We start from the raw sequence: 25,522 nt of genomic DNA, 5'->3' as shown, positions 1-25,522 counted from the left end.
CTCGTGCATGACCGATAGCGAACCAGTACCGTGAGGGAAAGGTGAAAAGCACCCCGACGAGGGGAGTGAAACAGTACCTGAAACCGAATGCCTACAAACAGTTGGAGCCCAAGATTTGTTCTGGGTGACAGCGTACCTTTTGTATAATGGGTCAGCGACTTAGTCTGACGAGCGAGCTTAAGCCGGTAGGTGTAGGCGCAGCGAAAGCGAGTCTGAACAGGGCGTTCAGTTCGTCGGATTAGACCCGAAACCAAGTGATCTAGCCATGAGCAGGTTGAAGGTACAGTAACATGTACTGGAGGACCGAACCCGTATCTGTTGCAATAGATTGGGATGACTTGTGGCTAGGGGTGAAAGGCCAATCAAACTTGGAGATAGCTGGTTCTCCGCGAAATCTATTTAGGTAGAGCGTCCAGCGAATACCCTCGGGGGTAGAGCACTGAATGGGCTATGGGGACTCACCGTCTTACTGATCCTAATCAAACTCCGAATACCGAGGAGTACTACTGGGCAGACACACGGCGGGTGCTAACGTCCGTCGTGGAGAGGGCAACAACCCTGACCACCATCTAAGGTCCCTAAGTTATGGCTAAGTGGGAAAGGATGTGAGGATCCCAAAACAACCAGGATGTTGGCTTAGAAGCAGCCATCATTTAAAGAAAGCGTAACAGCTCACTGGTCTAAATAAGGGTCTTTGCGCCGAAAATGTACCGGGGCTAAAGCCATACACCGAAGCTGTGGATGCACTTAATGTGCGTGGTAGCGGAGCGTTCCGTAAGCCTGCGAAGGGACAGTCGTGAGACATCCTGGAGGTATCGGAAGTGAGAATGCTGACATGAGTAACGATAAAGGGAGTGAGAGACTCCCTCGCCGAAAGTCCAAGGGTTCCTGCTTAAAGTTAATCTGAGCAGGGTTAGCCGGCCCCTAAGGCGAGGCCGAAAGGCGTAGTCGATGGGAACCACGTTAATATTCGTGGGCCTGCAGGTAGTGACGGATTGCGTGTATTGTGAGGTCTTATTGGATTGATCTTGCAGTGAAGCGGTTCCAGGAAATAGCTCCTGCATATAGACCGTACCCTAAACCGACACTGGTGGACTGGTAGAGAATACCAAGGCGCTTGAGAGAACTGCGTTGAAGGAACTCGGCAAAATGCACGCGTAACTTCGGAAGAAGCGTGACCTCCATTTAGGCAACTAGGTGGGGGTGGCACAGACCAGGGGGTAGCGACTGTTTACCAAAAACACAGGGCTCTGCGAAGTCGCAAGACGACGTATAGGGTCTGACGCCTGCCCGGTGCCGGAAGGTTAAGAGGAGATGTGCAAGCATTGAATTGAAGCCCCGGTAAACGGCGGCCGTAACTATAACGGTCCTAAGGTAGCGAAATTCCTTGTCGGGTAAGTTCCGACCTGCACGAATGGCGTAACGACTTCCCCGCTGTCTCCAACGCAGACTCAGTGAAATTGAATTCCCCGTGAAGATGCGGGGTTCCTGCGGTTAGACGGAAAGACCCCGTGCACCTTTACTATAGCTTTACACTGGCATTCGTGTCGGCATGTGTAGGATAGGTGGTAGACTTTGAAGCAGTGGCGCCAGCCATTGTGGAGTCATCCTTGAAATACCACCCTTGCCTATATGGATGTCTAACTGCGACCCGTTATCCGGGTCCAGGACCGTGTATGGTGGGTAGTTTGACTGGGGCGGTCGCCTCCTAAAGAGTAACGGAGGCGCGCGATGGTAGGCTCAGAACGGTCGGAAATCGTTCGTCGAGTGCAATGGCATAAGCCTGCCTGACTGCAAGACTGACAAGTCGAGCAGAGACGAAAGTCGGTCATAGTGATCCGGTGGTCCCGCGTGGAAGGGCCATCGCTCAACGGATAAAAGGTACGCCGGGGATAACAGGCTGATGACCCCCAAGAGTCCATATCGACGGGGTTGTTTGGCACCTCGATGTCGACTCATCGCATCCTGGGGCTGGAGCAGGTCCCAAGGGTATGGCTGTTCGCCATTTAAAGCGGTACGTGAGTTGGGTTCAGAACGTCGTGAGACAGTTCGGTCCCTATCTGCCGTGGGTGTAGGAATATTGAAAGGATCTGTCCCTAGTACGAGAGGACCGGGATGGACGTATCTCTGGTGGACCTGTTGTGGCGCCAGCCGCATAGCAGGGTAGCTATATACGGACTAGATAACCGCTGAAGGCATCTAAGCGGGAAACTAACCTTAAAACGAGTATTCCCTATCAGAGCCGTGGAAGACGACCACGTTGATAGGCCGGGTGTGGAAGTGCGGCAACGCATGTAGCTTACCGGTACTAATAGCTCGATCGACTTGATCACTCCCATTTACAATATCCATCGAACGAAGTTCGATGATTGATAGCGCTCACGGATCGTACGCGGCTTCGCCGCTGATCCTCCGCGAGGGCGGCGCAAAAGCGCCGGCACACAGTCGTGTGCTTATTTTATCAGTGCATGAAAGACAAAAGAGCAGAGGACACGCTAAGGAAAACATAATCCCTTATTGCCCTGCTGCCCTAAACCAGCTTCTCATATTTGTGTTCTTCGCCGACCTGGTGGTTATGGCGGAGCGGCTGCACCCGATCCCATTCCGAACTCGGCCGTGAAACGCTCCAGCGCCAATGGTACTTCGTCTCAAGACGCGGGAGAGTAGGTCGCTGCCAGGTCTGCAAAGCACACAAAAACATCTTCTCAAAAAACATGCAAAACAGTCCAATCGCAAAAAAACAAAAAAATATCGCACAAATCAAACAATAACGCGGGGTGGAGCAGCCCGGTAGCTCGTCAGGCTCATAACCTGAAGGCCGCAGGTTCAAATCCTGCCCCCGCAACCGAAAAACCAAACAAACACAAATACTTAAAGCCTCCGTAAGGAGGCTTTTGGCGTTCCACAAAAACCAACCCGGAAGCATATTGACCTTGCCCCGTTGAAATAATTCATTTTGAAGTAAGCTCTGGCTCATTGAGAGGCCCAGAGCTTACTTCAAAATGAATTATTTCAACGGGGCAAGGTCATCAGCGAAGACCTGCTATCGTTACAGCGCCAAGTTGAACGAAGAAAACGAGCAGATCGCCGATCTACTGATCGGGCTAACGAGGGCGAAAAAGAGCTGGGGCTTTGGTCTTTGTTTTCTTTCCCTGCGCAATGTCCGGGGGCATCGCTGGAACCACAAGCGCGTATACCGCATCTACCGTGAGCTGGAACTGAACCTCAGGATCAAGCCACGCAAGCGGTTGCAGCGCGACAAACCCGATGCGCTGGCCGTGCCAGATGCGCCAAATTTGATTTGGTCCATGGATTTCATGGCGGATCGGTTGGAAGACGGCAGGCAATTCCGGCTGTTGAATGTGTTTATTCCCGGAGTTTGATGGTGTATTGTTTCCCGCTTCACAGATGAAAGCGCTATGGTCCAATTTCTTCATGGCAGCGCCAAGACCGCGCACATCATCAGAGCAGAGCTACAGCGATCGAAAGCTCCGGTCGCAGAACTCGCGCGGCGCTATGGGATCAACGAAAAGGCCGTAAGAAAGTGGCGATCCAGAACAGAGGTCATCGACGCGCCGATGTGTGTTTCGGCGTTGAATATTGCCCCCACTAGCGGGCGAATACATATTCAATTTTGATCCCTGCTAGATTTCATCCGAGTATCTGACTTTTAGTCAGCGGATGGAGTAGGGAGTTTAAAAAAGTGGATACGATTGCTCGTGTCCGGCGCGCCTTCCATGTTCAAGGCTGGTCGGTAAAGAAGATCACCAGAGAGCTTCATGTTTCTCGTAATACGGTTCGCAAAATACTGCGATCTGATGCGACGGAGTTCTCTTACAAGCGTGAACATCAGCCCTTTCCGAGAATGGAGTCTTGGAAGGGGGACGTTGAACGTTTTCTTATTTCCAACGAAGGTAAGGCATCTCGTGAGCGATTGACGCTTATCCGCATTTATGAAGAAGTTCGGTCGCTGGGCTATGAAGGGAGCTATGACACGGTCCGCTGCTATGCCAAGTCATGGCCTAAGAAACGCGGATTAGTGACAAGTGACGCTTACGTTCCGCTCTATTACACGCCGGGCGAAGCTTATCAGTTTGATTGGAGCCATGAGATTATTCGGCTCAATGGCGTGACGACGCAATCAAGGTTGCGCACGTTCGATTGTGTCATAGCCGGATGATGTTTACGCGGGCTTACATGCGCGAAAGCCAGGAAATGGTATTCGATGCGCATGACAAAGCTTTTGTGTTTTTCCGTGGTGCTTGTACGCGCGGCATATACGATAATATGAAAACGGCTGTTGATGCCATTTTTGTCGGGAAAGAGAGGAAATATAACCGTCGGTTCCAGCAAATGTGCAGTCATTACCTTGTTCAGCCTGTTGCCTGTACTCCGGCATCAGGTTGGGAAAAGGGACAAGTCGAGAACCAGGTGGGCTTGGTTCGAGAGCGGTTTTTTACACCGCGATTATGGGTCAGAAGTTTGGAAGAGCTCAAAGTCTGGCTTCTCGATAAATGTATCGCTTATGCAAAAGCACATCGTCATCCTGAACAAACACAGTGCATGATCTGGCAGGTATTTGCGGAAGAACGAAAAAGTCTCGTACCATATATTGGCCCATTCGACGGCTTTCACTGTGTTCCAGCGTCGATATCCAAAACCTGCACCGTTCGCTTTGACAACAATAAATACTCGGTTGTTTCAACTGCAGTTGGTCGCCCTGTAGAGGTTTATGTCTATGCAGATCGGATTATCATCCGGCAGGATGGTGTGAAGGTCGCAGAGCATACGCGTAGCTTTAATTGAGGAGAAACGGTCTATGACCCATGGCATTATGTGCCTGTTCTTGCTCGAAAACCTGACGCTCTACGCAATGGCGCACCTTTCCGCGATTGGGTTTTACCAGCCGCTATGGAGAAAAACCGCAAACGTTTGCAGAGCGCTCACGATGGTGATTGGCAGATGGTCACCATCCTCGCATGCGTACCTTCCGACGGATTGGCAAATGCCGATGCTGCATGCCAGGAAGTGCTTGATCATAACGTTTGTTCTGCGGCGGTTATCATCAATATCCTCGCACGCAGTCGAGATCCCGTTCCTGCTCCAACACTCCAACTCCTAGACGCACTTCGATTGATGCATGAACCAATCGCCGACTGTTCAAGCTATGACAGCCTTAGGAGGGCAAGCTGATGGAACGCACGCAGGTACTTGAACTCATGGGAACGCTGAAGCTCTATGGTATGCGCAGCGCCTATGACGAGGTGATGGGGAATGGCATAAAATGGCAGCACGAACTGCCCCGTATTGTGGGTGAGCTGTTGCAGTCGGAAATTGCAGAAAAGCAAGCACCTTCCATTCGATACCAGCTCAGCATTGCCAAATTACCTCTTGCTAAAGAAATTGAGGACTTCGACTTTACTGGCACCCCAATCAACGAAGGTTTGGTTCGCGAGCTGGCCACAGGCATTTTTGTTAGCGATCAAAGAAATGTTGTTCTTGTTGGTGGCACGGGAACAGGAAAAAGCCATCTGGCCATTGCCATTGCGCGCGCACTCAATCGCAATGGCACACGTGGCCGTTTCTTCAATGTAGTTTATCTGGTCAATCGCCTTGAAACTGAAACACGCAACGGGAAGCAAGGCAGGACCGCGGAATATCTCAACCATCTCGACTTTGTTATTCTCGACGAGCTGGGCTATCTCCCGTTCGCCCAGGCTGGTGGCTAGCTCCCCTTCCATCTCATCAGCAGCCTCTACGAGCGGGCCTCGATCATCGTCACCACAAATCTGGCGTTCGGTGAGTGGCCCACCGTCTTTGGTGATGCCAAAATGACAACTGCACTCCTAGGGTCAGGACCTATTAAATAACTTGCACCTCTGCGGAGGCTTTGATTCATTTGGATCGAAAGGAGTTCCGCGATGAGTGAGTTACTGTTGTTTTCAGAGGTGCAGATGCGCGGCATCGAACCGTATTTTCCGCTGTCGCACGGCATTCCGCGCGTTGATGACCGTCTAATTTTGAGTGGCATCATCTTTGTTTTGCGCAATGGGCTGCGTTGGCGTGACGCACCGAGAGAATACGGTCCACACAAGACGATCTATAACCGTTTCATCCGGTGGAGTAGGCTGGGCGTGTTCAACCGCATTCTTGCCGAACTGACCGCCAAACGCGGTAAGCTCGAACAACTGATGATCGACGCCACCCACTTGAAAGCCCACCGTACCGCAGCCAGTCTGCTAAAAAAGGGGATGTTCCCAGACGTATTGGGCGGACCAAAGGCGGGCTGAACTCTAAGCTGCATGCCGTCTGCGATGATCACGGTCGACCACTCATCCTGCTTCTGAGCGAAGGGCAGATGAGCGATTATAAAGGAGCGGCAAAGATGCTTCCCGCGTTTCCCAAGGCCAAATCCTTGTTGGCTGACAAGGGGTATGACGCCGACTGGTTTCGAGACGCCTTGGCAGCCCGTAAGATTACCGCGTGCATTCCATCTCGGGCAAACCGCAAACTCGCCATCCCGTATGACCCGGTGCTCTATAAAAAGCGCCACAAAATCGAAAACATGTTCGGCAAGCTTAAGGACTGGAGGAGAATTCATACACGATACGACCCATGCGCCCACGCATTCTTCTCAAGCATATGCTTCGCTGCAGCCGTGATCTTCTGGCTTGGATTTAACGAGTCCTGACCCTAGATCGCCTGACGCACCATTGCGAAATAGTAGAGACAGGCAACGATTCATGGCGCTTTAAAAACCGCTCCCAAAGCTAAAGCCGAAAGAGCTATTCACCCGCACTTGGCCTACCCTTTGCAACCCCGGCCAGCGTCGGGCAGGCCAAGTGCTAATCCGTAATCAGGGGGCGATATTGGACAAGTAAAAGAGGTGAATATTCCGTTCCGATTGGCACGCCGGCGCTGTCGGAGCCGGTTCCCAGCATCACATTGCAGGATAGAAGTGCGATTGGTCTGACTGCCATCAATGGTAATTCGCTCCGGTCTGCCATGCCTGGCCAAAGCCTTGCGCAAAAAGCGTTTGGCTGCAGTTAGATCACGGTCTTTGCTGAAATAGAATTCAACAGTATCACCATTGCTGTCTATCGCACGGTACAGAGACAGCCACTCGCCGTGGACTTTGATATAGGTCTCATCGAGATTCCATTTGCGTGTCACAGGACCCTTCCTGCGATTGAAGCGCTCAAGCAGTTTCGGACTGAAATACAAAACCCAGCGATGCACCGTTGAATGCTCCAGATCGATACTGCGTTCCGCCATCATTTCCTTCAGATTGCGAAGGATCAGATTGCAAGCCAGGTATCACCGAACACACAGAAGAATGACGGATTTATCAAAATGGCAACCTTTAAACATCTAAAATACTCAGCTGAATAAAAGCCAAGATACTATCAGGTGATCCAGTGATGAAAAGTTTGCAGCAGAACCAAGTTTAACGCTTGACCGCTGTTTCAATACGGTTTTTCCATTCATCGACAGCGATGATGGACGCTGATGTCCACTGACCTTGCGCTGCGGGGCCTTTTTGCATCTGGCCTTCATTGAACTGCCAAACCAAAACCTGTGGTGGGTTCTGCTTGAAATCATCTGATTGCAGATATTGCAAAAGCGTTGCCCATGGCCCGACATCTCCTGGGTTCCATGTCAATGTTACGCGACGGTCAAGTGCGTGAGACAAGGCTTGCGAAAAGCCGAGATAAGGCGCTGTGAAACTGTTGCCCACGACATGGACCGGGGCTGTAGCGTCGTCAATCAAGCCTCCCTTCGCTTTAGTTGCTTCACCGCGTACGGTGAAAACTTCACGGCCGACAGCATTACGCTGTGCCGGTGTCATGAAGTTGGCGGCAAGATCTCCGAACCGGCGTTCTTTTGTCCAGTCTCCCAGTTTCGCGCCGTCACCTGCCTTGCCTGCAAGCTGCCATTTGCTTTTGATGAGTTCCGCAACGTTTGCAGCGGCGGCTTCCGAAGCCCATGCCGTCCAGTGAAAATCACTGCGGAAGAAAGCCTGCTGATCGGTAGGCAGCGTCTTCATGGCCGGAAGAATGTCGGCGGATGTAACGTCTCTTGCGGCAAGGCCTTTTTGGATATCATCGTAAAGACCGAGCACGTCTGATGAGAGTGAGCGGTCTGCGGGCAATTTGTCCTGATGCACAATTGCCTTGGCTGGCACCACGGTCACAACAAGGCTGGTTTTCTTTTCAGCGAGCACCTTATTGGTGAAGCTGATAAGATCAAGCACACCGTCCACCGCAGCCTTATCGACACCATCAACCTTTTCCCATCCAGGGAAAAGCCATTTGTCCCTGCCTTCAAACACGGATTCCTGCGCATGGGCTGCGGTAATTGGCAACGTGGCTGTAATCCCCGCAGTCAATAGAAAGGCGCCTAAAGCTGTCCTGCCAAGCGACACGATTATGCTGGGCCGGGATTGCCTGAACGCCGATGAATAACGTTTTATCATTTTTAGTTTCCTCAATCGCCTGAATGAGCAAGATGAATTTTTGCTTAAAAAAACATGCCGGATCTTCACAGGTCTTTCGACAAAAATCTCTTTTCTTGTTCGGTAAGCGGGAGTGTCAGTGATCGCACCGGCCATTCCCAGACCACCAATTTGATTTTTCGTAAAAGCTGCGGATTGTTCTCGAGTATATCCAGAAGTGCGCCAGCAAAGCCGCCGCCTGCCTGACTTTTTTGTACGATTTCGCGGTTGCTGTCGGCTTGCAGATAGTCATGAAAGTAGGAGTTGAGCGAATAGGAGGAACCGGCAAGCAGCACATCGGGTTCGGGAGCATCATCAAGCAAACCCCCGCTACGTTCAATTTTCAGCTTGACGGGGCATTCACTTTCCATATTGGGGCCAAAAATATCCTGAGTCATTCCCAACCCGGCCAAGGTAACGAGATCACCCGGTCGTATATTCTCGCGGCTGCAATTTTCAAGGTGCATTGCGGTGCTGCCTGCGCCGATATTCTGGGAGATGGCCACTGCAACCTGATTTGCGGCGTGTTGCGCACCGTGTTGATCCCAATGTGTGTCGGTTTTCCAGTAACCGGGCCGTGGCCAGTTCTTGCCGATATTGACCTGCAAAAGCGCAAGGGGCTCACTTCTGGCATTCCATTCAGAAAACCGTTTATGGGCCTGCGCCGAACTTTGTAAATGACACATTTCTTGTCCGGTAAGGGTTTGCGCCTTGTCTGGCACAGGCACCACGACGAGGGCCGTGTCAGAGCGAGCCAGTTCTGCGGTAATGGCTTTTGCCAGTTTTACCCGGTCAGCGAGATGGGCCTCGCCGTTCGGCGTCTCCACCAGTTCTTCGGTCAGGAAAAACCAACCGGGACAACCTTCACGCACCTGTGGACCAGTATCGCCAAGTGTCTGGTAAACGAAACCGTCGATCAGGCCATTCAGCAGCTTGCTGTTGGGCATGGCCTTATCGATGTTTCTTCCAATTTCACCCGTGAGACGTCCATCCATCGCCGACCGCCAGGATGTGTCCAGCCTTTCGGAAAGGTCTTGGTCGCTGTTCGTGAGAACATGAAACGCAAGATTGCCCAGACCCGCGAAGATCAGCAGAAGAAATCCGATGGTTGAGAGGGTGCGAATGCGCTCAAGCATGATCAGAACTGGAAATAGAGGAAAGGAATGACATTACGCTGCCCGAGAATCCAGAGAGCTGCAAGCCAGAGAGGGAAGGCGGCGGCCGCTTTGAGAAGCGCGGCATCCGGCCAAGGCTGCCATTTGAGATATTTGAAGAGCGGAGCATAGATGACGATGGCACCCAGAACCAGCGCCAGGATATGAGAAGGCCGAAACGCGGCCAGAAAGGCGCCAGAAAAATCAAAGCCGTGCATGCCGCCAAAACCGCGAGCAATGATCGCAAATTCTTCCCAGCTTCCGGCCCGAAACAGCGCCCATCCGACCATGACAAAGAGCATGGTCAACAGGTAGGATGCAACAAGCGCCACGACCGGGCGCGGTTTCGCTGTCGCGTCAGGCATCGGAGCGGTGTCGCTTCTGCGCCAGTTGCTCCAAAGGCGGGCAATGGCCTGTCCCGCGCCATGCCAAACACCCCAAACGAGAAATGTCCAGCTTGCGCCATGCCACAATCCACCCAATGCCATGGTGATGAGCATGTTGACGGAGGTGCGTGTTTCGCCCTGTCGACTGCCGCCAAGCGGAATATAGAGATAATCCCGCAACCATGATGACAGGCTGATATGCCAGCGGCGCCAGAAATCCGACAGGGATGTTGCCAGATAAGGGTTGTTGAAGTTCTCCGGGAATTTAAGACCCACCATCAGGCCGAGCCCGATGGCCATGCTGCTATAGCCTGCAAAGTCGAAATAAAGCTGCATTGTATAGGCGATGACGGTGAGTGTGACATCGAGCGTCGTCGGAGCGGAAAGGCTATAACCGGCATCGACCATGGGCGCGAGTGTGTCGGCTAGCAGAACCTTTTGCGCGAAACCAAGCATGAAGCGTTCGACGCCGAGAGAAAATTCAGTTCTGTCGAAAATACGCTGTGCGAGGCGTTCTGCAACCCATTTATAGCGCACGACAGGGCCTGCCACCAGATGACCGAACATGGACTGATAGGTGGCGTAATTGATGAAGCTGTGCTCGGACGATACGGTGTTGCGATAGACATCAACCGAATAGGAGATGGCGCCAAACACGAAGAATGAGAGGCCAATGGGTAAGGCAATTCTGACCCAGCCTTCAACCGGAACACCCACTCCACCCGCCGTATCGACGAGAAGATTGGCATATTTGAAGACGATCAGAGACAGGAGAGGGCCGATAATGCCGACAAACAACGCCCATTTGCGCGCGGTTCCTTGCGCACGCGTGATCCACAAGCCCGTCGTCCACGACCAAACGGCTATTCCGACGATGAGCGCCAGAAAATCTGCCCGCCACCAGGCATAAAACAGCCAGCTGAACAGCAGAATTACCGTATTGCGCAGAGATGCAGGCGCAAACCAGTAGGCGAGAAAAAACACCGGCAAAAAGAGGAACAGAAAACTGTTGCTGGCAAAAACCATGTCCGGCGTTTCCTACTGACCGGGCATTACGGTGCGGTCAGTCTGCCCACCGAGAGCGGGCTTATCGGCTGACCCCGTGAGAAAGAGGCTGAAGCGGTCACCTGCTTTAAGGCTGGGCAGGCTGAAGGCGTTGGACGTCACCGCAGCACATTTGCCCAGTAGATCAGCCGATACAGGATTGATGGACCGACGCATACTGGTGCCGGGCGCCACATCCTTGAAAACGTCAGGTCCATCCGCAAGGGCGAGTGAGGCATTGCATCCTGGAACCAGATTATAAAGGCGCAACTCGGCCTTGAGATCGTCATGCCCGCGTGTCTGATCAACAATCGCTGCGTTCTTTATTTGCTCGTTTTCCTGCCAGAGCAGAAGGGTCATGAAAGAATCTTCGGGTACATTGATCATGTCGCCGACTTTCTTGCCGTCGACAAATATCTGCGCGTCGACGCCGCCTTTCATGAGGCGGAAATCCGTTATCGGGCTCTTCGTGGAAAGCTCACGCGCCTCAAGTGATCCGAACTCGACCACTACATTCGCGTTAATAGCGGAAATGATCCGGATAAAAGCCGATCCTTGCGGCGGTTTGGCTGCATAAAGCTTTCCGACCTCCTGCGCTTTGGCAGGCATTGTGCCGGCAGAAAGCGGCAAGAGCTGCGGTGCAGCTAGTGCAAGAGCGGCAAGGATAAGAGTACCTTTTTTCATCAATATGCCACCGTCAGATTAGCAAAAAAGCCTTCGGCCCGGTCATCGCCGGCCAGTTTGAACCTGTATTGAACATTTGCGTCCACATAGGACATGGGAGCCGTATATTTATCTTCCCTGAACCACCAGCGAAGATTGAGGCCAGGGCCTGCACCGATTGCTTCCTTGTTGTGCAAGAGGCTGTCAAACGTTCCACCAACCCCAATGAACGGTGTCACCACCAGTCGATCGCTGATCTGGTCGAGACGATAGCTACGCCCGCCGCGCAAATCGAAGGAAGCAAAAGTCTGTTGCACTTCAATGTAACGGCCCACTTCGGCATATCCCTGCCACATCCACCAGGATGGCACATCGACGCGCAAGTCTGTGCCGGCGCCGTCAGAATAAGCCATGCGCAACATTGTATCGTTGCGACTATGCTCGCCCAGCCGGATCAATTGTGCGACTTCCAATACCAGATTGTAATTGCGCAAGGGTTTCCAGCGTGCGCCTACCGATAATTGGTCGGCAGGCCATCCGGTCGGACCATGCGCTTCATCGTAAAGCGTCATGAAATTGCGCAGGAAAAGCTCGAACAAGGCGCCATCGCGATAGCCGATGCCGGGCGGACGCCAGTATATTTCGCTGCCCAATTGTCCCACTTTTGCCGCAGACAGCGGACCGCCCGGCATTGTGCTGGCAAGGCCATGGCTAAAACTGAGATAAGCACCCCAGTCGCGCGAAAGCGTAGCAACCTCGCGCCGCAGATTGAAGAGCTGCTGTGCTTCGAGATCGTTTCCTGCTTCATCGATGGCACGCTTGAGCAGTTCGATTGCCTCATCGTTTTCGTATACCCGCCGCGCTGCATAGGCCGCATCCACATATTGTATGCCCTTAAGTTGGCCTTGCGCACGCGCCAGAGAAAACTGTTCATGCGCCGTGATATTGTCGCCAGCGCGGGTTGCCAGATAGGCAAGATTAAGTGGTTCCATAGATTTCAGCAAACCGGAGCCAAGGGCCGTGTCATAGGCTACGCGAGCTTCGCTCGTCTGGTTTGTGTCAAACAGTTTTCCGATCCGAACAGCCGCCGCATAAGCAGGGTCAATCATTGCGGGCGTTGCACTCTGGCTGCGCGGCGCTTGGGCAAGTTTACGTGCCGATAGAACGTTTATAAGCAGCGATTTGTAAGATGTATTGTCAGGTGCGAGCTTGATTGCCTGTCTTGCCTTGGTTTCTGCAAGCGCGTAATTGCGCGCAGAAAAGGCTTTATAGGCAGCATTTGCCGCTTCATAGGCATCATTTGTCGCTGTCGATGGCGCGCCACTTACAGGCACGGAAGCATAGCCGGGCAGAAGGGAACACACCTGACCGTACGGCGTGACACGGCATTCTACCAAAGGAGGTGTGAAAGCGTCGCTTGCATTGCTTGCCGTGTCCCCATTTGAAGATACGCGTTGCAGGCGCTGCTGAACGCCAGCAACTTTACTATCCATGTTCTGGAGGAGGGTGCGGGCGCGGGATGTGTCACCCGAGGCAATTGCCGCATCAACCGCGATCAGGCGGATGGATTGTAAATTGCCTTCCGACAGCCAGTCCTGCGCCAGCGCCTGATCGAAATCCTCGTTGGCAGAGGCAATATCACCCATACGCTGGTGCGCATAGGCGCGCATGACAAGCGCATTGGCATCTTCACTGTCGAGTTCCAGCGCCTTGTTCGCTGCATCGGATGCCTGCTTGTATTCTTTTTTCTTGAGCAGAACATCTATAAGAAGCAGATGATAAGCGGCCACATCCGGGCTTAGTTCGACGGCTTTGCCGGCTTCTTGTGCGGCACCATCAATGTCACCCTTTTCAAGGGCTCGATACGCTGCCTCGGCTGGCTTTTGTGCGAGACGATTGCGAAGCCGGTTAAGCCTTCCGCTCATTTCAGCAGATTGCGGATTGGCCTCAACAAAACCACGCGCCTCTTTTTCGGCTTCTTGCAACTGCCCAGACGCCTCCAGAATATCAACAAGCAGCCCTTGAATTCTTGCAACATCGGGTCGCTGCCGTATTGCCTCCCTGACCCGGCTTAGAGCTGTTGCATAATCACCGCGTCCATAAGCGGCATAGGCTTCGTTTGCCAGATTATAGGCCGGACCGGTCAAGGGAATCTCTGCCCCTGAATCAGATTGTTTTGAGGGTTGCGGCAGTGTTGAGGAATTGGGTCGGTCGCTGGGCCCTTCCTCAATCACTGGTGCCACTGGTGGCGTTTTCAACGAATCTGGTGTTGCAGCTGTTCCCTGGCCGCGTGAAAGCGCAGGGGAAGGCTCCTGCGCAAGGGCAGGCACGACATATACTGTTGATGTCGATAGCATAATTAAAAGGAGTGCTACATATTTCATGAAATTACATCGCTGAATTTGGCTTCAAAACAGGTTTGAACAACCGCAGCAACGCTTACCCCCTCACAAACACACAATTTCATAGGCGCACTCATCGAGACAATCGTAATCTCAATCCAACGCCATGAACTATGCTAGCTTATACAACTAATATTAGAATGTTGATTTTGTACGCTCTCTTACGTGGTTGTTTCTTAGCCAGAAGGCGTGAGATATGTCAATGCTATTTGATGCAGGTTGATTAGGGTCAGGACCTATTAAATAACTTGCACCTCTGCGGAGGCTTTGATTCATTTGGATCGAAAGGAGTTCCGCGATGAGTGAGTTACTGTTGTTTTCAGAGGTGCAGATGCGCGGCATCGAACCGTATTTTCCGCTGTCGCACGGCATTCCGCGCGTTGATGACCGTCTAATTTTGAGTGGCATCATCTTTGTTTTGCGCAATGGGCTGCGTTGGCGTGACGCACCGAGAGAATACGGTCCACACAAGACGATCTATAACCGTTTCATCCGGTGGAGTAGGCTGGGCGTGTTCAACCGCATTCTTGCCGAACTGACCGCCAAACGCGGTAAGCTCGAACAACTGATGATCGACGCCACCCACTTGAAAGCCCACCGTACCGCAGCCAGTCTGCTAAAAAAGGGGATGTTCCCAGACGTATTGGGCGGACCAAAGGCGGGCTGAACTCTAAGCTGCATGCCGTCTGCGATGATCACGGTCGACCACTCATCCTGCTTCTGAGCGAAGGGCAGATGAGCGATTATAAAGGAGCGGCAAAGATGCTTCCCGCGTTTCCCAAGGCCAAATCCTTGTTGGCTGACAAGGGGTATGACGCCGACTGGTTTCGAGACGCCTTGGCAGCCCGTAAGATTACCGCGTGCATTCCATCTCGGGCAAACCGCAAACTCGCCATCCCGTATGACCCGGTGCTCTATAAAAAGCGCCACAAAATCGAAAACATGTTCGGCAAGCTTAAGGACTGGAGGAGAATTCATACACGATACGACCCATGCGCCCACGCATTCTTCTCAAGCATATGCTTCGCTGCAGCCGTGATCTTCTGGCTTGGATTTAACGAGTCCTGACCCTAGTTTCCACCTGTCTAAAGTCACCTTCGAATTATGTTTTCTGGTGCTTCTCGAATTCTGCTGGGGAAGTATCCCGTCGATGGGCTTCCCCTTCAAAATTGTAGAACTTCTGTTAGATGGAACTGGCAGGAGACTTAGAATTGAAGAAGAGAGAATTTACAGAAGATTTTAAACGGGAAGCTGTTGTTAGTGACGTTGCCCGCAAGTTTTATTCAGTTTTGAGTTTGCTCCAGCGGTTTTGGGTTGCTGTATTTGGGGCGGTAGCGGCGGGTTGGGGGGCGGAGTCGTTCCGGCTGCGCAGCACCGCATCACGTCGCGGGTTGATTGTCTGAGCGAACTCGGCAGGCGTCATCCAGCCGAGTCCAGAGTGTGGTCGATGATCGTTGTAATCGCTGCGCCAGTTTAAAAGCGCTGATCGTGCATGGGTCAGTGACGAGAATAGCGTTTCATTCAGGAGCTCGTCTCGTAGCCGTCCATTGAAGCTTTCGATGAAGGCGTTCTGGATCGGTTTGCCAGGCGCTATATAGTGCCATTCCACTTTGGTCCGATCCGCCCAATGCAGGATTGCGTTACTGGTGAACTCACTGCCGTTGTCACTGACGATCATCTTCGGCTTGCCACGTCTTTCGATGATCCGGTCCAACTCACGGGCAACCCGCAAGCCGGAAAGGGACGTATCGGCGACAAGAGTCAGGCATTCTCTTGTGCAATCATCGACGACCGTAAGCACCCGGAACCTGCGGCTATCGGTGAGCTGATCTGACACGAAGTCCAGCGACCAGTGAACATTGGCAGCCGTCGGGATCAACATCGGCGCTCGGGTGCCTATCGCCCGCTTACGCCCGCCACGCTTGCGTACCGTCAGCTTCTCCTCCCGATAGAGCCGGAAGAGCCGCTTGTGGTTCACAAGGTGACCCTCACGCCTGAGCAGCACATGAAGACGTCTATATCCAAAGCGGCGACGTTCATGCGCCAGCTCCTTCATCCGCTCGCGAAGGTCATGGTCATCGCTGCGCCTGGTTTCGTAACGGATCGTCATACGGCAAAAGCCCATGGCTTTACACGCCCGCCGTTCGCTCATCTGGTGGTAATCCATCACATGAGCGACAGCTTTACGCCTTGCTGCGGGCGTCACCACTTCTTTCCCAAAAGGTCTTTCAAAGCGGCGTTGTCGAGCATCGCATCGGCCAGGAGCCGTTTCAGCTTCGTGTTTTCGTCTTCCAGCGTCTTCAACCGCTTTGCCTCGGACACGTCCATGCCGCCGAACTTGGCTTTCCATTTATAGATACTGGCATCGCTGACGCCGTGCTTGCGACAAAGCTCCGCGACAGGCGTGCCCGTCTCGTGCTTCTTCAGAATGCCGATGATCTGTTCGTCTGTAAAACGGTTGCGCTTCATTCTCTGGGCCTCTCAATGAGCCAGAGCTTACTTCAAAATGAATTATTTCAACGGGGCAAGGTCACTTGAATATATCAGAATACCAGCGGCTCATGTTCCCAAACTGGACCTCAGCCTGAACCGTAATGTTCGGAAAAGTTTTTCTGAAGTCTGCTGCGAGTCGCGAGTTCTGAATCGCTGTAGCTAGCCACCTGAATCTAAAGTTCGGCTCATTGTTTTCTGGCACAAGCGCTTGACCGACGCGAGGATTTGATCGGCAGATTTAACCCATTTATAGGGTGCAGGGCTTTTGTTATGAGCTTTGATAAAGGTGTTAATGTCGGCTTCTAGTTCTGCGGTTGAGCGGTGTGCACCACGCTGTAGCTGCTTTCGCGCCGCTTCTGCCAACCAACGTTCGACCTGATTAATCCAGGATGCCGGCGTCGGTGTAAAGTGAACATACCAGTGAGGTCGCCGGGCGAGCCATGCTGTGATCTTAGGTGTCTTGTGGGTTGCATAGTTATCCATCACCAGATGCACGTCTTGCCCGTCAGGCATTTCGGCGTCAATCCGTTTCAGAAAGTCCAGAAATTCAGCGGCTCGGTGACGCTTGTAGCAACGACCGATCACCGCGCCAGTGGCAACGTCGAGCGCGGCAAACAGAGAAGTTGTGCCATTGCGCACATAAGTATGCGTCCGCCGTTCAGGAATACCCGGTGCCATTGGCAGAACTGGCTGCTCACGATCTAATGCCTGGATTTTCGACTTCTCATCTACGCAGAGAACAATCGCCCGATCTGGTGGCGACATATAAAGCCCAAGAATATCCTGGACCTTGTCAACAAATAGCGGATCTGTAGACAGTTTGAATGTCTCAGATCGATGTGGTTGCAAGCCAAAGGCTCGCCAGATCCGCCGGATAGTCGTGTGCGAAAGCCCGCTATCGGCCGCCATCGAACGGATGGACCAGTGCGTGGCATCTCTGGGTATAGTGTTCAACGTGCGTTCAACAACCTGAGCAACCTGCGCGTCGGAAACCGTTCGCGGTCGACCTGCACGATACTCATCTGTCAGACCTTCAATGCCATCCTGAGCAAACCGGCGGCGCCACTTACCAACTGTATGTTCGTGAACACCCAGGCGTTCAGCAACGTCCTTGCTGTGCAGACCCTGAGCGCATAGTAAAATCATCTGGCAACGATCTGACAAGGAACGTGGCGCTTTATGTTTACGCACCCGTGATTCAAGAAAGTTTTTATCCGCCTCGCTCAGAATGACGAGGTCTGCGGGCCGACCAATCATGACAAAGCTCCTGTTTCCCTGAAAGAAGCTAAACAATATGAGGCTTACTTTAGTTCCGCAAGACTAGAGGGTAGATTCATAACGATCTGATCCAGATTCTTGCTGCAGCCAATTTGACGGCGGCGAGAAAGTTCCCGGCTCTTTGTCGTAACGAGTTGCGATGCCTCAGAACTGTTTGAGTTTGCTGAAGGAACGCTCGACGAGATTGCGCTGCCGGTAAACTCATTGGCTAAAAGGGAAGCTTCCCTTGCGATTATTCTTGGCCGGAATATTGGCCCATGCCTGCCTTTGCTTTGCAAATGCCCTGATAGCGTTGGTATCGTAGGCCTTGCACGCCAGCAGGATCGCACCCTTGGATATTGTCTGTAACAATGGTTCCGCCATGAGGCCATGATGGGCTTGCCCGGCGGTGAGTGCGAGACGGATCGGTCGGCCATCGGCATCGACAACGGCGTGGATTTTGGTGGTTAAGCCGCCACGGAAACGTCCCATGCAGCCATCGTCTTGATCCCCCTTTTTCCCGTCGCCGCATGTTGGTGAACACGGACACAGGAGTTGTCGATCATGACGATATCGCTAACGAAAGCTTTGGAAATCTCGTCCAGAACACGATCCCTGACACCTGCTTGGCGCCATCGCACGAACCGGTTGTAGCATGTGGTATAAGGACCATATCGATCCGGAAGGTCTGCCCAGGGGGAGCCTGTCCGAAACCGCCACAAGATGCCATTGACTACCCGCCGGTCGTCAACACGGGCACGCCGTGCGGCTTATTCGGCAACAACGGTTGAATAACACTCCACTCGAAATCGGTGAGATCAAACCGGCGACGGGTCATGAGAAGCCTCCAAATCAAGGCTTCAGTGAATCAAAATCAAACCCATTTGCAAAACCCGTTTATGAGTGCAGGACCTAATTTGGAAACACGCCGTTCAAACAATCGCAGGAATCGGAGGTTGCGCGCGCGCCGCAAACAAAAATACCTGCACTTGCATCAAAGGATTCTTAACGAAGGACTTTGTGCGCTCTGACACTCCGCTGTTCGCTCCAAAAGCGCGTCCAGAAGTGGCTTCTCCTTCAAGAAGTCTCGGTTCTTCTTGCCGGAAGCAAAGGTAAGCATGGCCGCAAGGTTGCCGCGCGGGATCTTATGGCTGCTTGTGCAGGAGCTGTTGATGATATGGTTCGAGCAGGCAACGCAATCAGCGCCTCGCCGTTCAGCTGGAGCTTCTTGTGATGTGCGCGCACCGTCTTCGTGACGTTCGAAACCCTCTCGGCAACCGCGCGTTGCCGCCCGGGGACGACCTAATAACCACATTGAACCTCCGCCGACATGACGCAAGATAACAATCGATTTAATCAACATCAAAACGCTATGTCAGAGCGTCAGCTTGCTTGCTTGAATTCAACTACCATGCCGATATCATTCCAAGGAAAAGCCAAGGTCCTCGGGCTCGGGCAGGTTGTGGGTTCTGCAGAATGCCGTTAGTGTATCGAACAACAGGCACGCGATCGTCGTGGGGCCGACGCCCCCAGGTGCGCGCGTGATCGCCCCTGCCACAAGAGAGGCAGACGTGAAATCTACATCCCCGACAAGACGCTTTTTTCCGTCGCGCTCAACCCGGTTGATGCCAACATAGTTCACGGTTACTCCGGGCTTTAACCAGTCGCCGGGAACCATTTCAGCCCGCCCGACGGCCATTACCAGAATGTCCGCACGTGTGCAGTGTTCCGAAAGATTGTCCGTGTAGCGATGGGCGATCGTGACTGTACAATCGTCTGCAAGTAGAAGCTGCGCCATGGGCTTCCATACAATATTGGAGCGGCGGACAACGAGTGCATTCTTACCCTTGAGCGAGCCGAAGCGGTCGCGCAGCAACATAATGCAACCGAGCGGGGTACAGGTTAGCATTGCCTTTTGCCCTGTTCCCAACATGTCCACATTCAAGATGTGAAAACCTCGACATCCTTTGCCGGGTCGATTGCATTGATCACCATTTCAGCATTCATGTGGCGGGGTAGCGGTAGTTGCACGAGAATGCCGTGAACAGTTTCATCCGAATTGAGACTTGCGATTAACTAAAGAAGCTCATCCCCGCCAGTGTCGGCTGCAAGCTTATGCCTGAACTTATACTATGCTGACTTCGACCGTTTGTTTGACCTTGTTGCGAACATAAACCTCAGAAGCCTGGTCTTCGCCGACCAGAATCGTCGCAAGGCCGGGAACGATGCCATACGAGGCGTTGATATCGGCGACTTTTTGTCGGACGAAATCTCGCAAGCGTTGGGCAAATGCCTTTCCGTCGATAATGGTCGCCACGATCAAAGCACCTTGGAGAGGAATTCTTTGGTCCGGACATCACTGGCGCGTGAGAAAAACTCCGACGGCGGCGCGTGCTCGACGATTACGCCCCTGTCGGTGAAGTAGACGTGATCCGCAGCCTCGCGTGCAAAGCCCATTTCATGCGTCACCAGAATACAGGTCATGCCATCTTCGGCAACCTTGCGAACAGCCGAAAGAACCTCCTTGACCATTTCCGGGTCAAGCGCCGCAGTGACCTCATCGAAAAGGATGACCTCCGGTTCCATGCAAAGTGCGCGCGCTATTGCCACACGTTGCTGTTGTCCGCCGGACAGTTCGCCCGGATAGGCGTCGGCCTTATCGGGCAAACGCATGTCGGCCAGCAGTTTGCGAGCGCGTTCCTCCACCCGCGGTCGCGGTTGTTTCAGGACCTGAATGGGCGCCATTGCCACGTTTTCCAGAACTGTCTTGTGCGGAAAGAGATTGTATTGTTGGAAGACCATTCCAACGCGGTGGCGAAGCTTGACCTGATCCAGTTTCGGATCACTGACACTGATTTCACCGACCTGGATGGTGCCCTTGTTAATCGGTGTGAGGCCGTTGATCGTTCGAAGAATGGTTGATTTTCCCGAACCCGAAGGTCCGATAATCGCCACCACTTCGCCCTTGCGAATGTCCATGTCGATGCCTTTGAGAACCTCGAAGGTTCCAAAGGACTTACGCACGCCACGCAGGCTGATGAGCGGTTTTGAGTCTGGAGAGATAGTCATGTCAGCACCTCATTTCGTGCGGAAGCGGCGTTCGAGCACCAACGACAGTCGATTGATCGGCCAGGTGTAGAGAAAGAACATCGTCAAAAGGGCGAGGTACATCGGGATGAGTACGCGAGAATCGCTTTGCGCTTGCACGGCGGCCTGCGTTCTCCCCAACGCTTCCTCGACGCCAACGATCATGGAGAGAGGAGTGGCCGTCAGCAGCAGTGCATAAAGGTTCATCCACGGCGGTATCATCCGTGTGATGCACTGGGGCAGGATGATGCGGAACAGGGTCGCGCGCCGGCTGTAGCCAAGCGCTTCTGCCGCTTCCCATTGCCCTCGTGGAACTGAGTTGATGGAACCGCGAACGATTTCCGAAAAGTTCGCCGCAACAGGAAAGGAAAATCCGATTGTCGCCCGCAACCAGCTCGGCAACTGGATAGTCCCCCCTCCAATATTGATCTGATAGGGCATCAGGAAAATGCAATAGAAGAGCAGGACAAGCCAGGGGGCGTTTCGAAATAGTTGTGTCGCTAATCTGGAGGGGCCGCCGATAAACATGGCAGGCGAAAGCTGTCCAAGTCCGAGAAACGTTCCGAAGAATGTACCGATCGAGACGGCCAGGATGCTCATCAAAATATTCAGACCGAAGCCTCTCAAGACGAAGGGCATCCAATCGAAAATTTGCGAAAGGAGTTGAAGCAGATTCATTGTCCGTCTCCCAAACCAAAACCCGGCAGACGCATAGCCGCTTCTACTCTGTTGATGATAAAGACGACCGCACCCGTGAGCAGGAGATAGATCACAAGCATGACATTCATCATTTCGATGGTGTTCAGGGAATCAGACCAGATCTGGTTTGAGACATAGAGCAGTTCCGCAACACCGACCGCATAGGCAATGGTGGTTGCTTTCGTGAGATCCACAAGGTTGTTAGCAAGCGACGCGAAGGAAAAGCGAAGAGCAAGAGGCGCTGTGACAGAGAAGAATGCCTGTCTCCGGCTATAACCAAGCGCGAGTGCTGCTTCTTCGTAGGATTTATGAACCGCACCCACGCCAGCGCGGAAAGTCTCTACATTGAATGCTCCGGAATAGAGCGAAAGCGATATGATCGCCCAACTGAAGCTGCCGATCAGTGGCTCTGGCAAACCAATTTCATTGCGACCGACTGGCATAATGCTCCCGATTGCAAAATAGAAAAAGTACATCTGTACGATGAGCGGTGTGTTGCGAAACAAAGCGACGTAACCACGGATGACCGCGGCTCCCGTTCCTCTGCTTAACGTCAGAATAGCCGCACCCGCTGCCCCAATAATGATGGAGAAAAATGCGCTGACCAGAATAAGTAAAAGTGTATTACCGAGACCTGTCACGAAACGATTGAAATCGAACGCATCGTAGAAAATGGTGAGATTGATCCCCGAGGCGGCTAGCTCGCGGAAGAAGGTCTGGATATCCGAAATCATAACCGATCCCCTTATTTGTCCGGCACATTGGTGCGCCGGACAGATGAACCTTCAAGGATCAGTTGATATGGTCTTTCAGAGCTTCATGCATCTTGACGAGAAATGCCGAATTCTTGATGCCGTTGTCGGCTTCCAGCTTCAGCAGCGTTCCATCACGATGCATTTCCGCAATCATGCCAGCAATAAAATAGCCAAAGGGCGCGGACCGGTCCGCCTGTCTCACAGCCATGCCCCAGGGTGTGTCGGCCTGGCTCGGCAGCGGCATCTGGTAGTCGGCCCATTTCGGGTTTGAAAGCCGAACATTGATCTGGTTATCATCTTCCAGAAGGCCGATGCAGCGCCCTTGCGTCATTGCAGATTCGGTCTCAGCTGTGCCGGCAAACGCGATGACATTAACGCCGAACTCTTCCTGCGCGGGCTTGTTATACCATGCGCCCTGCACTGCGCAGACGTTCTGGCCCTTGATCTGCTCCCATTCGGTGACTTTCACCGATTTCGGCAAAAACACTGTGTAGCCGGACGAGTAGTAGTTGGGGTGAACGAACGAGACGATCTTGCGGCGTTCGGTGGTGTCCGAGGCAGAAGCAATCATCAGGTCGATCTGACCCTGTGCAAGGAACTCAAAACGATTTGCGGAGGTCACCTTGACGAACTCGGCCTTCACACCAAGCGCGTCGGCAATCTTTTTGCCGATATCGACTTCCATGCCTTTGAAGCTGCCGTCGGAGGCGCGGTAAGACCACGGAACGTAATCGTCCTTCGTGCCGATCTTGAGAACGCCTGCAGCCTTAACGCGGCACAATGTATCGTTGCCGCATTCCACTGTTTGGGCGGACGCGGCGGTTCCGGCGATTGCGACGCCGATAGCAAGTGCAAATGCTTTCCAGTTCATCATTTTAGTTCCCCTGATGGTAACTTTGTTATGTTTGACACGTCTGACCCACGGCCGCTTCCTGTGCCCTTGCGAGAGAGAAGGACGGTGTCGGACAACTCTCACGAATATCTCTCATTGCTTCAATCGGAATCAGAAAGTAGTAATGGAATTACTGATAAAGATTAATTTAGATGAAAAACCATGCCATTTCCCGACCTGCACGCTCTCGAAATCGCCGCAACAGTCATTGAAGAAGGTAGCATGAGTGCTGCAGCCGCGCAGCTCGGGATGACGCAGTCGGCTGTGTCACAGGCCATGAAGCGTGCCGAGGCTCAGGTTGAAGTGACGTTGGTTCACAGGGACCGGAGACCACTTGTTCCCACCGAGGCTGGCCGGGTGCTCGTCGCCCACATCCGCGAGATCGCAATACGTGCCGAACGGGCTATCGAAGAGGTTCGAGCAACCGCACGGCGGCCAGAGCGACAGGATCTGCGGCTCGGCATGGTCGATACATTTGCGTCGGCTGTTGGTCCGGTTTTGATACGCGACCTGATGGAGGGGGCGATTGCGCTCAGGGTAACAGCCTTCTCTGGGCTTGTCCAAGCCCATGCGGACGCCCTCATGCGCCATGAGATCGATGCGGCAATAACATCGGATCCGATGGAAGAGCTCGATGATATGATGCGGTTTCCGCTGTTCCGTGAGCCATTTGTTCTCGTCGCACCGGTTGCATGGGGCGACACCTTGCAAGGAAAGGCGCTGCGGGAAATCCTCTTCGAGCACCGGCTTATTCGCTACAGTGCGCGCTCACACATGGGCATGCAAGTGGAGCGGCATCTGCGGCGGCTTCGAATAGAACACGCGCACGTTCTCTCCTTTGACACATCCGATTCGCTGCTTGCCATGGTTGCTGGTGGCGTTGGCGTTGCAATAACGACGCCGCTCTGCCTGGTGCAGGGCGCTATTCATCTGCCAGCACTTTCAGTTCTGCCTCTGCCGAGTCCCGGTTTTTCCCGCGAGCTGACCCTCATCACCCGGCGTGGTGAACTTGATACTTTGGGACCAAGAATTGGACAAGCCGCTCAGGATATGCTGCAAAATCATACTCTGCCGCAGATCGTCGGACAAATTCCCTGGCTTGAACATAGTGCACCGGACATGATCCTGCGACCGGCTCCATCCGACGGCAATCACAGTGACTGAAAGACCGCCTCAATATCCTTTTGACTATCCCCGCGTGCCAGGCACAAGGCGAGCAGGATCCTTGCCTTTTGAGGATTAAGGTCCTTTCCAGCAATGATACCAAGCGACCTATGATGTGCGCTGTTGACCACCTGTCCCGCGCCAGTCCTGGCCGATTGCACCACGGCGATACCTGAGGAAATCGCCTCGCCGAGCACGCGTGTTTCTTCAGGAGTGCCCATCCCTGGCCCAAATCCTGCGGATACGATACCTTTGGCACCGGCGGCGAGGAACGAGGTAATAGCGCACCCATCTGCCCCAACATAACTGTAGGCGATATCGACTCTAGGCATTTGGCGTAACAGGTTTCGTTCGAACCTGTTTGCGAACGGCGAAGCGGTGGGACCTGAAAAGCGAACATCAGGACCATCGACATATCCCAAGGGACCAAACCAGGGAGATTGAAAGGCATTTAATCGCAACGTGTGGGATTTGGTTACGCTTCGAGCGGAATGAATTTCGTCGTTGATCACGACAAAAACACCCGGAGCGTTCACGTGAGCGGCAACGCGAACTGCTGCCGCCAGATTGGCATTCGCATCCGAAGAGATGCCCGTCAGAGGGCGCATGGAACCGGTGACGACCACCGGAATTTGAATGTCCAAGACAAGCGATAGCAGCCAGGCCGTTTCCTCAAGGCTCGCAGTTCCATGCCCGATCACGATCCCTTTCAAGTCGGGATCACCGGCAAGATCATGGCAAAGGTCAGCAAGATCAGCCCAGTCACTGAACGTGATCGCAGTGCTGTCGATCCGACGAAAATTAACAGGCAGAATATCGGCAAGATGCCCCTGTAGCCCAAGGCGTTCTATCAGGGCATCGGCATCGATACGCTCTTGCGTAGCGTTGTAATCGAGAAGGTCGAACTGGTCAGTTCCGATCGAAGCGATCGTTCCACCTGTTCCCACAAAAGCAATTTTTGAAAGCATCTCGTTCTCCGCAGTGTTGATCGCTGGCATAGCGATCACCAACGGCAGCAGGCAACGACCAAAC

Annotated in this window: 16 protein-coding genes, 1 tRNA gene, 2 rRNA genes and 7 pseudogenes (1 of these 26 cut by a window edge); 11 read left to right on the top strand and 15 right to left on the bottom strand. The window is 53.1% G+C overall.

Annotated features, from left to right (window positions below):
- The 9 genes and pseudogenes from AAIB41_RS17950 to AAIB41_RS17910 form a co-directional block, all read left to right on the top strand.
- A 23S ribosomal RNA gene (locus AAIB41_RS17950) occupies positions 1–2,333 on the top strand (it extends 573 nt beyond the left edge of the window).
- A gap of 232 nt (positions 2,334–2,565) precedes the next feature.
- Positions 2,566–2,680, top strand: a 5S ribosomal RNA gene (gene rrf, locus AAIB41_RS17945).
- Between the two features lie 91 nt (positions 2,681–2,771).
- A tRNA-Met gene (locus AAIB41_RS17940) sits at positions 2,772–2,845 on the top strand.
- Positions 2,846–3,032: 187 nt separating this feature from the next.
- Positions 3,033–3,365, top strand: a pseudogene (locus AAIB41_RS17935) (IS3 family transposase); the annotation flags it as partial.
- A 54-nt stretch (positions 3,366–3,419) separates the two neighbouring features.
- A pseudogene (locus AAIB41_RS17930) lies at positions 3,420–3,581 on the top strand (IS481 family transposase); the annotation flags it as partial.
- Between the two features lie 122 nt (positions 3,582–3,703).
- Positions 3,704–5,193 (top strand): annotated as a pseudogene (gene istA, locus AAIB41_RS17925) (IS21 family transposase).
- A pseudogene (gene istB, locus AAIB41_RS17920) lies at positions 5,193–5,849 on the top strand (IS21-like element helper ATPase IstB); the annotation flags it as partial. The pseudogenes istA and istB, both read left to right, overlap by 1 nt.
- A gap of 72 nt (positions 5,850–5,921) precedes the next feature.
- A protein-coding gene (locus tag AAIB41_RS17915) for an IS5 family transposase (RefSeq protein WP_343314169.1) occupies positions 5,922–6,691 on the top strand; the annotation gives its coding sequence in 2 pieces (ribosomal slippage) (positions 5,922–6,255 and positions 6,255–6,691; 771 coding nt in all).
- Positions 6,692–6,693: 2 nt separating this feature from the next.
- Positions 6,694–6,774 (top strand): annotated as a pseudogene (locus AAIB41_RS17910) (ATP-binding protein); the annotation flags it as partial.
- Between the two features lie 30 nt (positions 6,775–6,804).
- On the opposite strand, the gene AAIB41_RS17905 reads toward AAIB41_RS17910, so the two are convergent.
- The 6 genes from AAIB41_RS17905 to AAIB41_RS17880 form a co-directional block, all read right to left on the bottom strand.
- On the bottom strand, positions 6,805–7,314 hold the full coding sequence (locus AAIB41_RS17905) for an IS6 family transposase (protein ID WP_343316123.1): 510 nt from the start codon (positions 7,312–7,314) through the stop codon (positions 6,805–6,807).
- Positions 7,315–7,447: 133 nt separating this feature from the next.
- Entirely contained in the window at positions 7,448–8,476 is a 1,029-nt protein-coding gene (locus tag AAIB41_RS17900) for a twin-arginine translocation pathway signal (protein WP_343315329.1), read from the bottom strand.
- Positions 8,477–8,541: 65 nt separating this feature from the next.
- Positions 8,542–9,630: a hypothetical protein gene (locus AAIB41_RS17895; RefSeq protein WP_343315328.1), complete on the bottom strand. Its 1,089-nt coding sequence runs from the start codon at positions 9,628–9,630 to the stop codon at positions 8,542–8,544.
- Between the two features lie 2 nt (positions 9,631–9,632).
- Positions 9,633–11,060, bottom strand: a complete 1,428-nt coding sequence (locus AAIB41_RS17890) for an MBOAT family O-acyltransferase (RefSeq protein ID WP_343315327.1) — start codon at positions 11,058–11,060, stop codon at positions 9,633–9,635.
- Between the two features lie 12 nt (positions 11,061–11,072).
- The gene (locus AAIB41_RS17885; RefSeq protein WP_343315326.1) at positions 11,073–11,762 is read right to left on the bottom strand and encodes an alginate O-acetyltransferase AlgF; all 690 of its coding nucleotides are present in this window, start codon (positions 11,760–11,762) and stop codon (positions 11,073–11,075) included.
- Positions 11,762–13,888, bottom strand: coding sequence for a tetratricopeptide repeat protein (locus tag AAIB41_RS17880; protein WP_343315325.1), 2,127 nt, complete (start codon positions 13,886–13,888; stop codon positions 11,762–11,764). The genes AAIB41_RS17885 and AAIB41_RS17880 overlap by 1 nt, the downstream gene beginning before the upstream one ends.
- Positions 13,889–14,441: 553 nt before the next feature.
- Between AAIB41_RS17880 and AAIB41_RS17875 the strand changes: the two genes are divergently transcribed.
- Positions 14,442–15,211, top strand: a protein-coding gene (locus AAIB41_RS17875; RefSeq protein ID WP_343314169.1) for an IS5 family transposase whose coding sequence is annotated in 2 segments (ribosomal slippage) — positions 14,442–14,775 and positions 14,775–15,211 — 771 coding nt in all. Because the reading frame shifts where the segments join, the coding sequence is not laid out codon by codon here.
- A gap of 211 nt (positions 15,212–15,422) precedes the next feature.
- Here the strand turns inward: AAIB41_RS17875 and AAIB41_RS17870 are convergent.
- The 8 genes and pseudogenes from AAIB41_RS17870 to AAIB41_RS17835 all read right to left on the bottom strand — a co-directional run bounded on the left by AAIB41_RS17870 (position 15,423) and on the right by AAIB41_RS17835 (position 23,308).
- Positions 15,423–16,612 (bottom strand): IS3 family transposase gene (locus AAIB41_RS17870; RefSeq protein ID WP_343315035.1). Its coding sequence is split into 2 segments (ribosomal slippage): positions 15,423–16,363 and positions 16,363–16,612, totalling 1,191 coding nucleotides; the frame shifts between segments, so codons are not numbered across the junction.
- Between the two features lie 183 nt (positions 16,613–16,795).
- The gene (locus AAIB41_RS17865; RefSeq protein WP_343315324.1) at positions 16,796–17,893 is read right to left on the bottom strand and encodes an IS630 family transposase; all 1,098 of its coding nucleotides are present in this window, start codon (positions 17,891–17,893) and stop codon (positions 16,796–16,798) included.
- A 76-nt stretch (positions 17,894–17,969) separates the two neighbouring features.
- Positions 17,970–18,731 (bottom strand): annotated as a pseudogene (locus AAIB41_RS17860) (IS5 family transposase).
- A 582-nt stretch (positions 18,732–19,313) separates the two neighbouring features.
- Positions 19,314–20,213, bottom strand: a pseudogene (folD, locus tag AAIB41_RS17855) (bifunctional methylenetetrahydrofolate dehydrogenase/methenyltetrahydrofolate cyclohydrolase FolD).
- Complete coding sequence (locus AAIB41_RS17850) at positions 20,213–20,962, bottom strand: amino acid ABC transporter ATP-binding protein (protein WP_343315323.1); 750 nt, start codon at positions 20,960–20,962, stop codon at positions 20,213–20,215. The pseudogene folD and the gene AAIB41_RS17850 overlap by 1 nt, the downstream one beginning before the upstream one ends.
- Before the next feature lie 9 nt (positions 20,963–20,971).
- Entirely contained in the window at positions 20,972–21,658 is a 687-nt protein-coding gene (locus AAIB41_RS17845) for an amino acid ABC transporter permease (protein WP_343315322.1), read from the bottom strand.
- Complete coding sequence (locus tag AAIB41_RS17840; RefSeq protein WP_343315321.1) at positions 21,655–22,413, bottom strand: amino acid ABC transporter permease; 759 nt, start codon at positions 22,411–22,413, stop codon at positions 21,655–21,657. The genes AAIB41_RS17845 and AAIB41_RS17840 overlap by 4 nt, the downstream gene beginning before the upstream one ends.
- Positions 22,414–22,471: 58 nt before the next feature.
- Positions 22,472–23,308 carry a transporter substrate-binding domain-containing protein gene (locus AAIB41_RS17835; RefSeq protein ID WP_343315320.1) on the bottom strand — a complete coding sequence of 279 codons (837 nt, stop codon included), beginning with the start codon at positions 23,306–23,308 and terminating at the stop codon, positions 22,472–22,474.
- A gap of 180 nt (positions 23,309–23,488) precedes the next feature.
- Between AAIB41_RS17835 and AAIB41_RS17830 the strand changes: the two genes are divergently transcribed.
- Positions 23,489–24,490, top strand: coding sequence for a LysR family transcriptional regulator (locus AAIB41_RS17830; RefSeq protein WP_343315319.1), 1,002 nt, complete (start codon positions 23,489–23,491; stop codon positions 24,488–24,490).
- Here the strand turns inward: AAIB41_RS17830 and AAIB41_RS17825 are convergent.
- Positions 24,478–25,497: an asparaginase gene (locus tag AAIB41_RS17825; RefSeq protein WP_343316122.1), complete on the bottom strand. Its 1,020-nt coding sequence runs from the start codon at positions 25,495–25,497 to the stop codon at positions 24,478–24,480. The genes AAIB41_RS17830 and AAIB41_RS17825 overlap by 13 nt on opposite strands.
- Between the last annotated feature and the right edge of the window lie 25 nt (positions 25,498–25,522).

The sequence above is a fragment of the Brucella sp. BE17 genome, from assembly GCF_039545455.1.
GTDB lineage: Bacteria > Pseudomonadota > Alphaproteobacteria > Rhizobiales > Rhizobiaceae > Brucella.
Note: the sequence above shows the minus strand (reverse complement) of the source record. Positions and strands in the feature narration are given on the sequence as shown.

Excerpts from the sequence above, each read along its gene's own strand:
- AAIB41_RS17835 (WP_343315320.1), bottom strand. The coding sequence starts at position 23,308 with ATGATGAACTGGAAAGCATTTGCACTTGCTATCGGCGTCGCAATCGCC.
- AAIB41_RS17840 (WP_343315321.1), bottom strand. The coding sequence starts at position 22,413 with ATGATTTCGGATATCCAGACCTTCTTCCGCGAGCTAGCCGCCTCGGGG.
- AAIB41_RS17900 (WP_343315329.1), bottom strand. The coding sequence starts at position 8,476 with ATGATAAAACGTTATTCATCGGCGTTCAGGCAATCCCGGCCCAGCATA.
- AAIB41_RS17850 (WP_343315323.1), bottom strand. The coding sequence starts at position 20,962 with ATGACTATCTCTCCAGACTCAAAACCGCTCATCAGCCTGCGTGGCGTG.
- AAIB41_RS17885 (WP_343315326.1), bottom strand. The coding sequence starts at position 11,762 with ATGAAAAAAGGTACTCTTATCCTTGCCGCTCTTGCACTAGCTGCACCG.
- AAIB41_RS17895 (WP_343315328.1), bottom strand. The coding sequence starts at position 9,630 with ATGCTTGAGCGCATTCGCACCCTCTCAACCATCGGATTTCTTCTGCTG.
- AAIB41_RS17845 (WP_343315322.1), bottom strand. The coding sequence starts at position 21,658 with ATGAATCTGCTTCAACTCCTTTCGCAAATTTTCGATTGGATGCCCTTC.
- AAIB41_RS17830 (WP_343315319.1), top strand. The coding sequence starts at position 23,489 with ATGCCATTTCCCGACCTGCACGCTCTCGAAATCGCCGCAACAGTCATT.
- AAIB41_RS17865 (WP_343315324.1), bottom strand. The coding sequence starts at position 17,893 with ATGATTGGTCGGCCCGCAGACCTCGTCATTCTGAGCGAGGCGGATAAA.
- AAIB41_RS17890 (WP_343315327.1), bottom strand. The coding sequence starts at position 11,060 with ATGGTTTTTGCCAGCAACAGTTTTCTGTTCCTCTTTTTGCCGGTGTTT.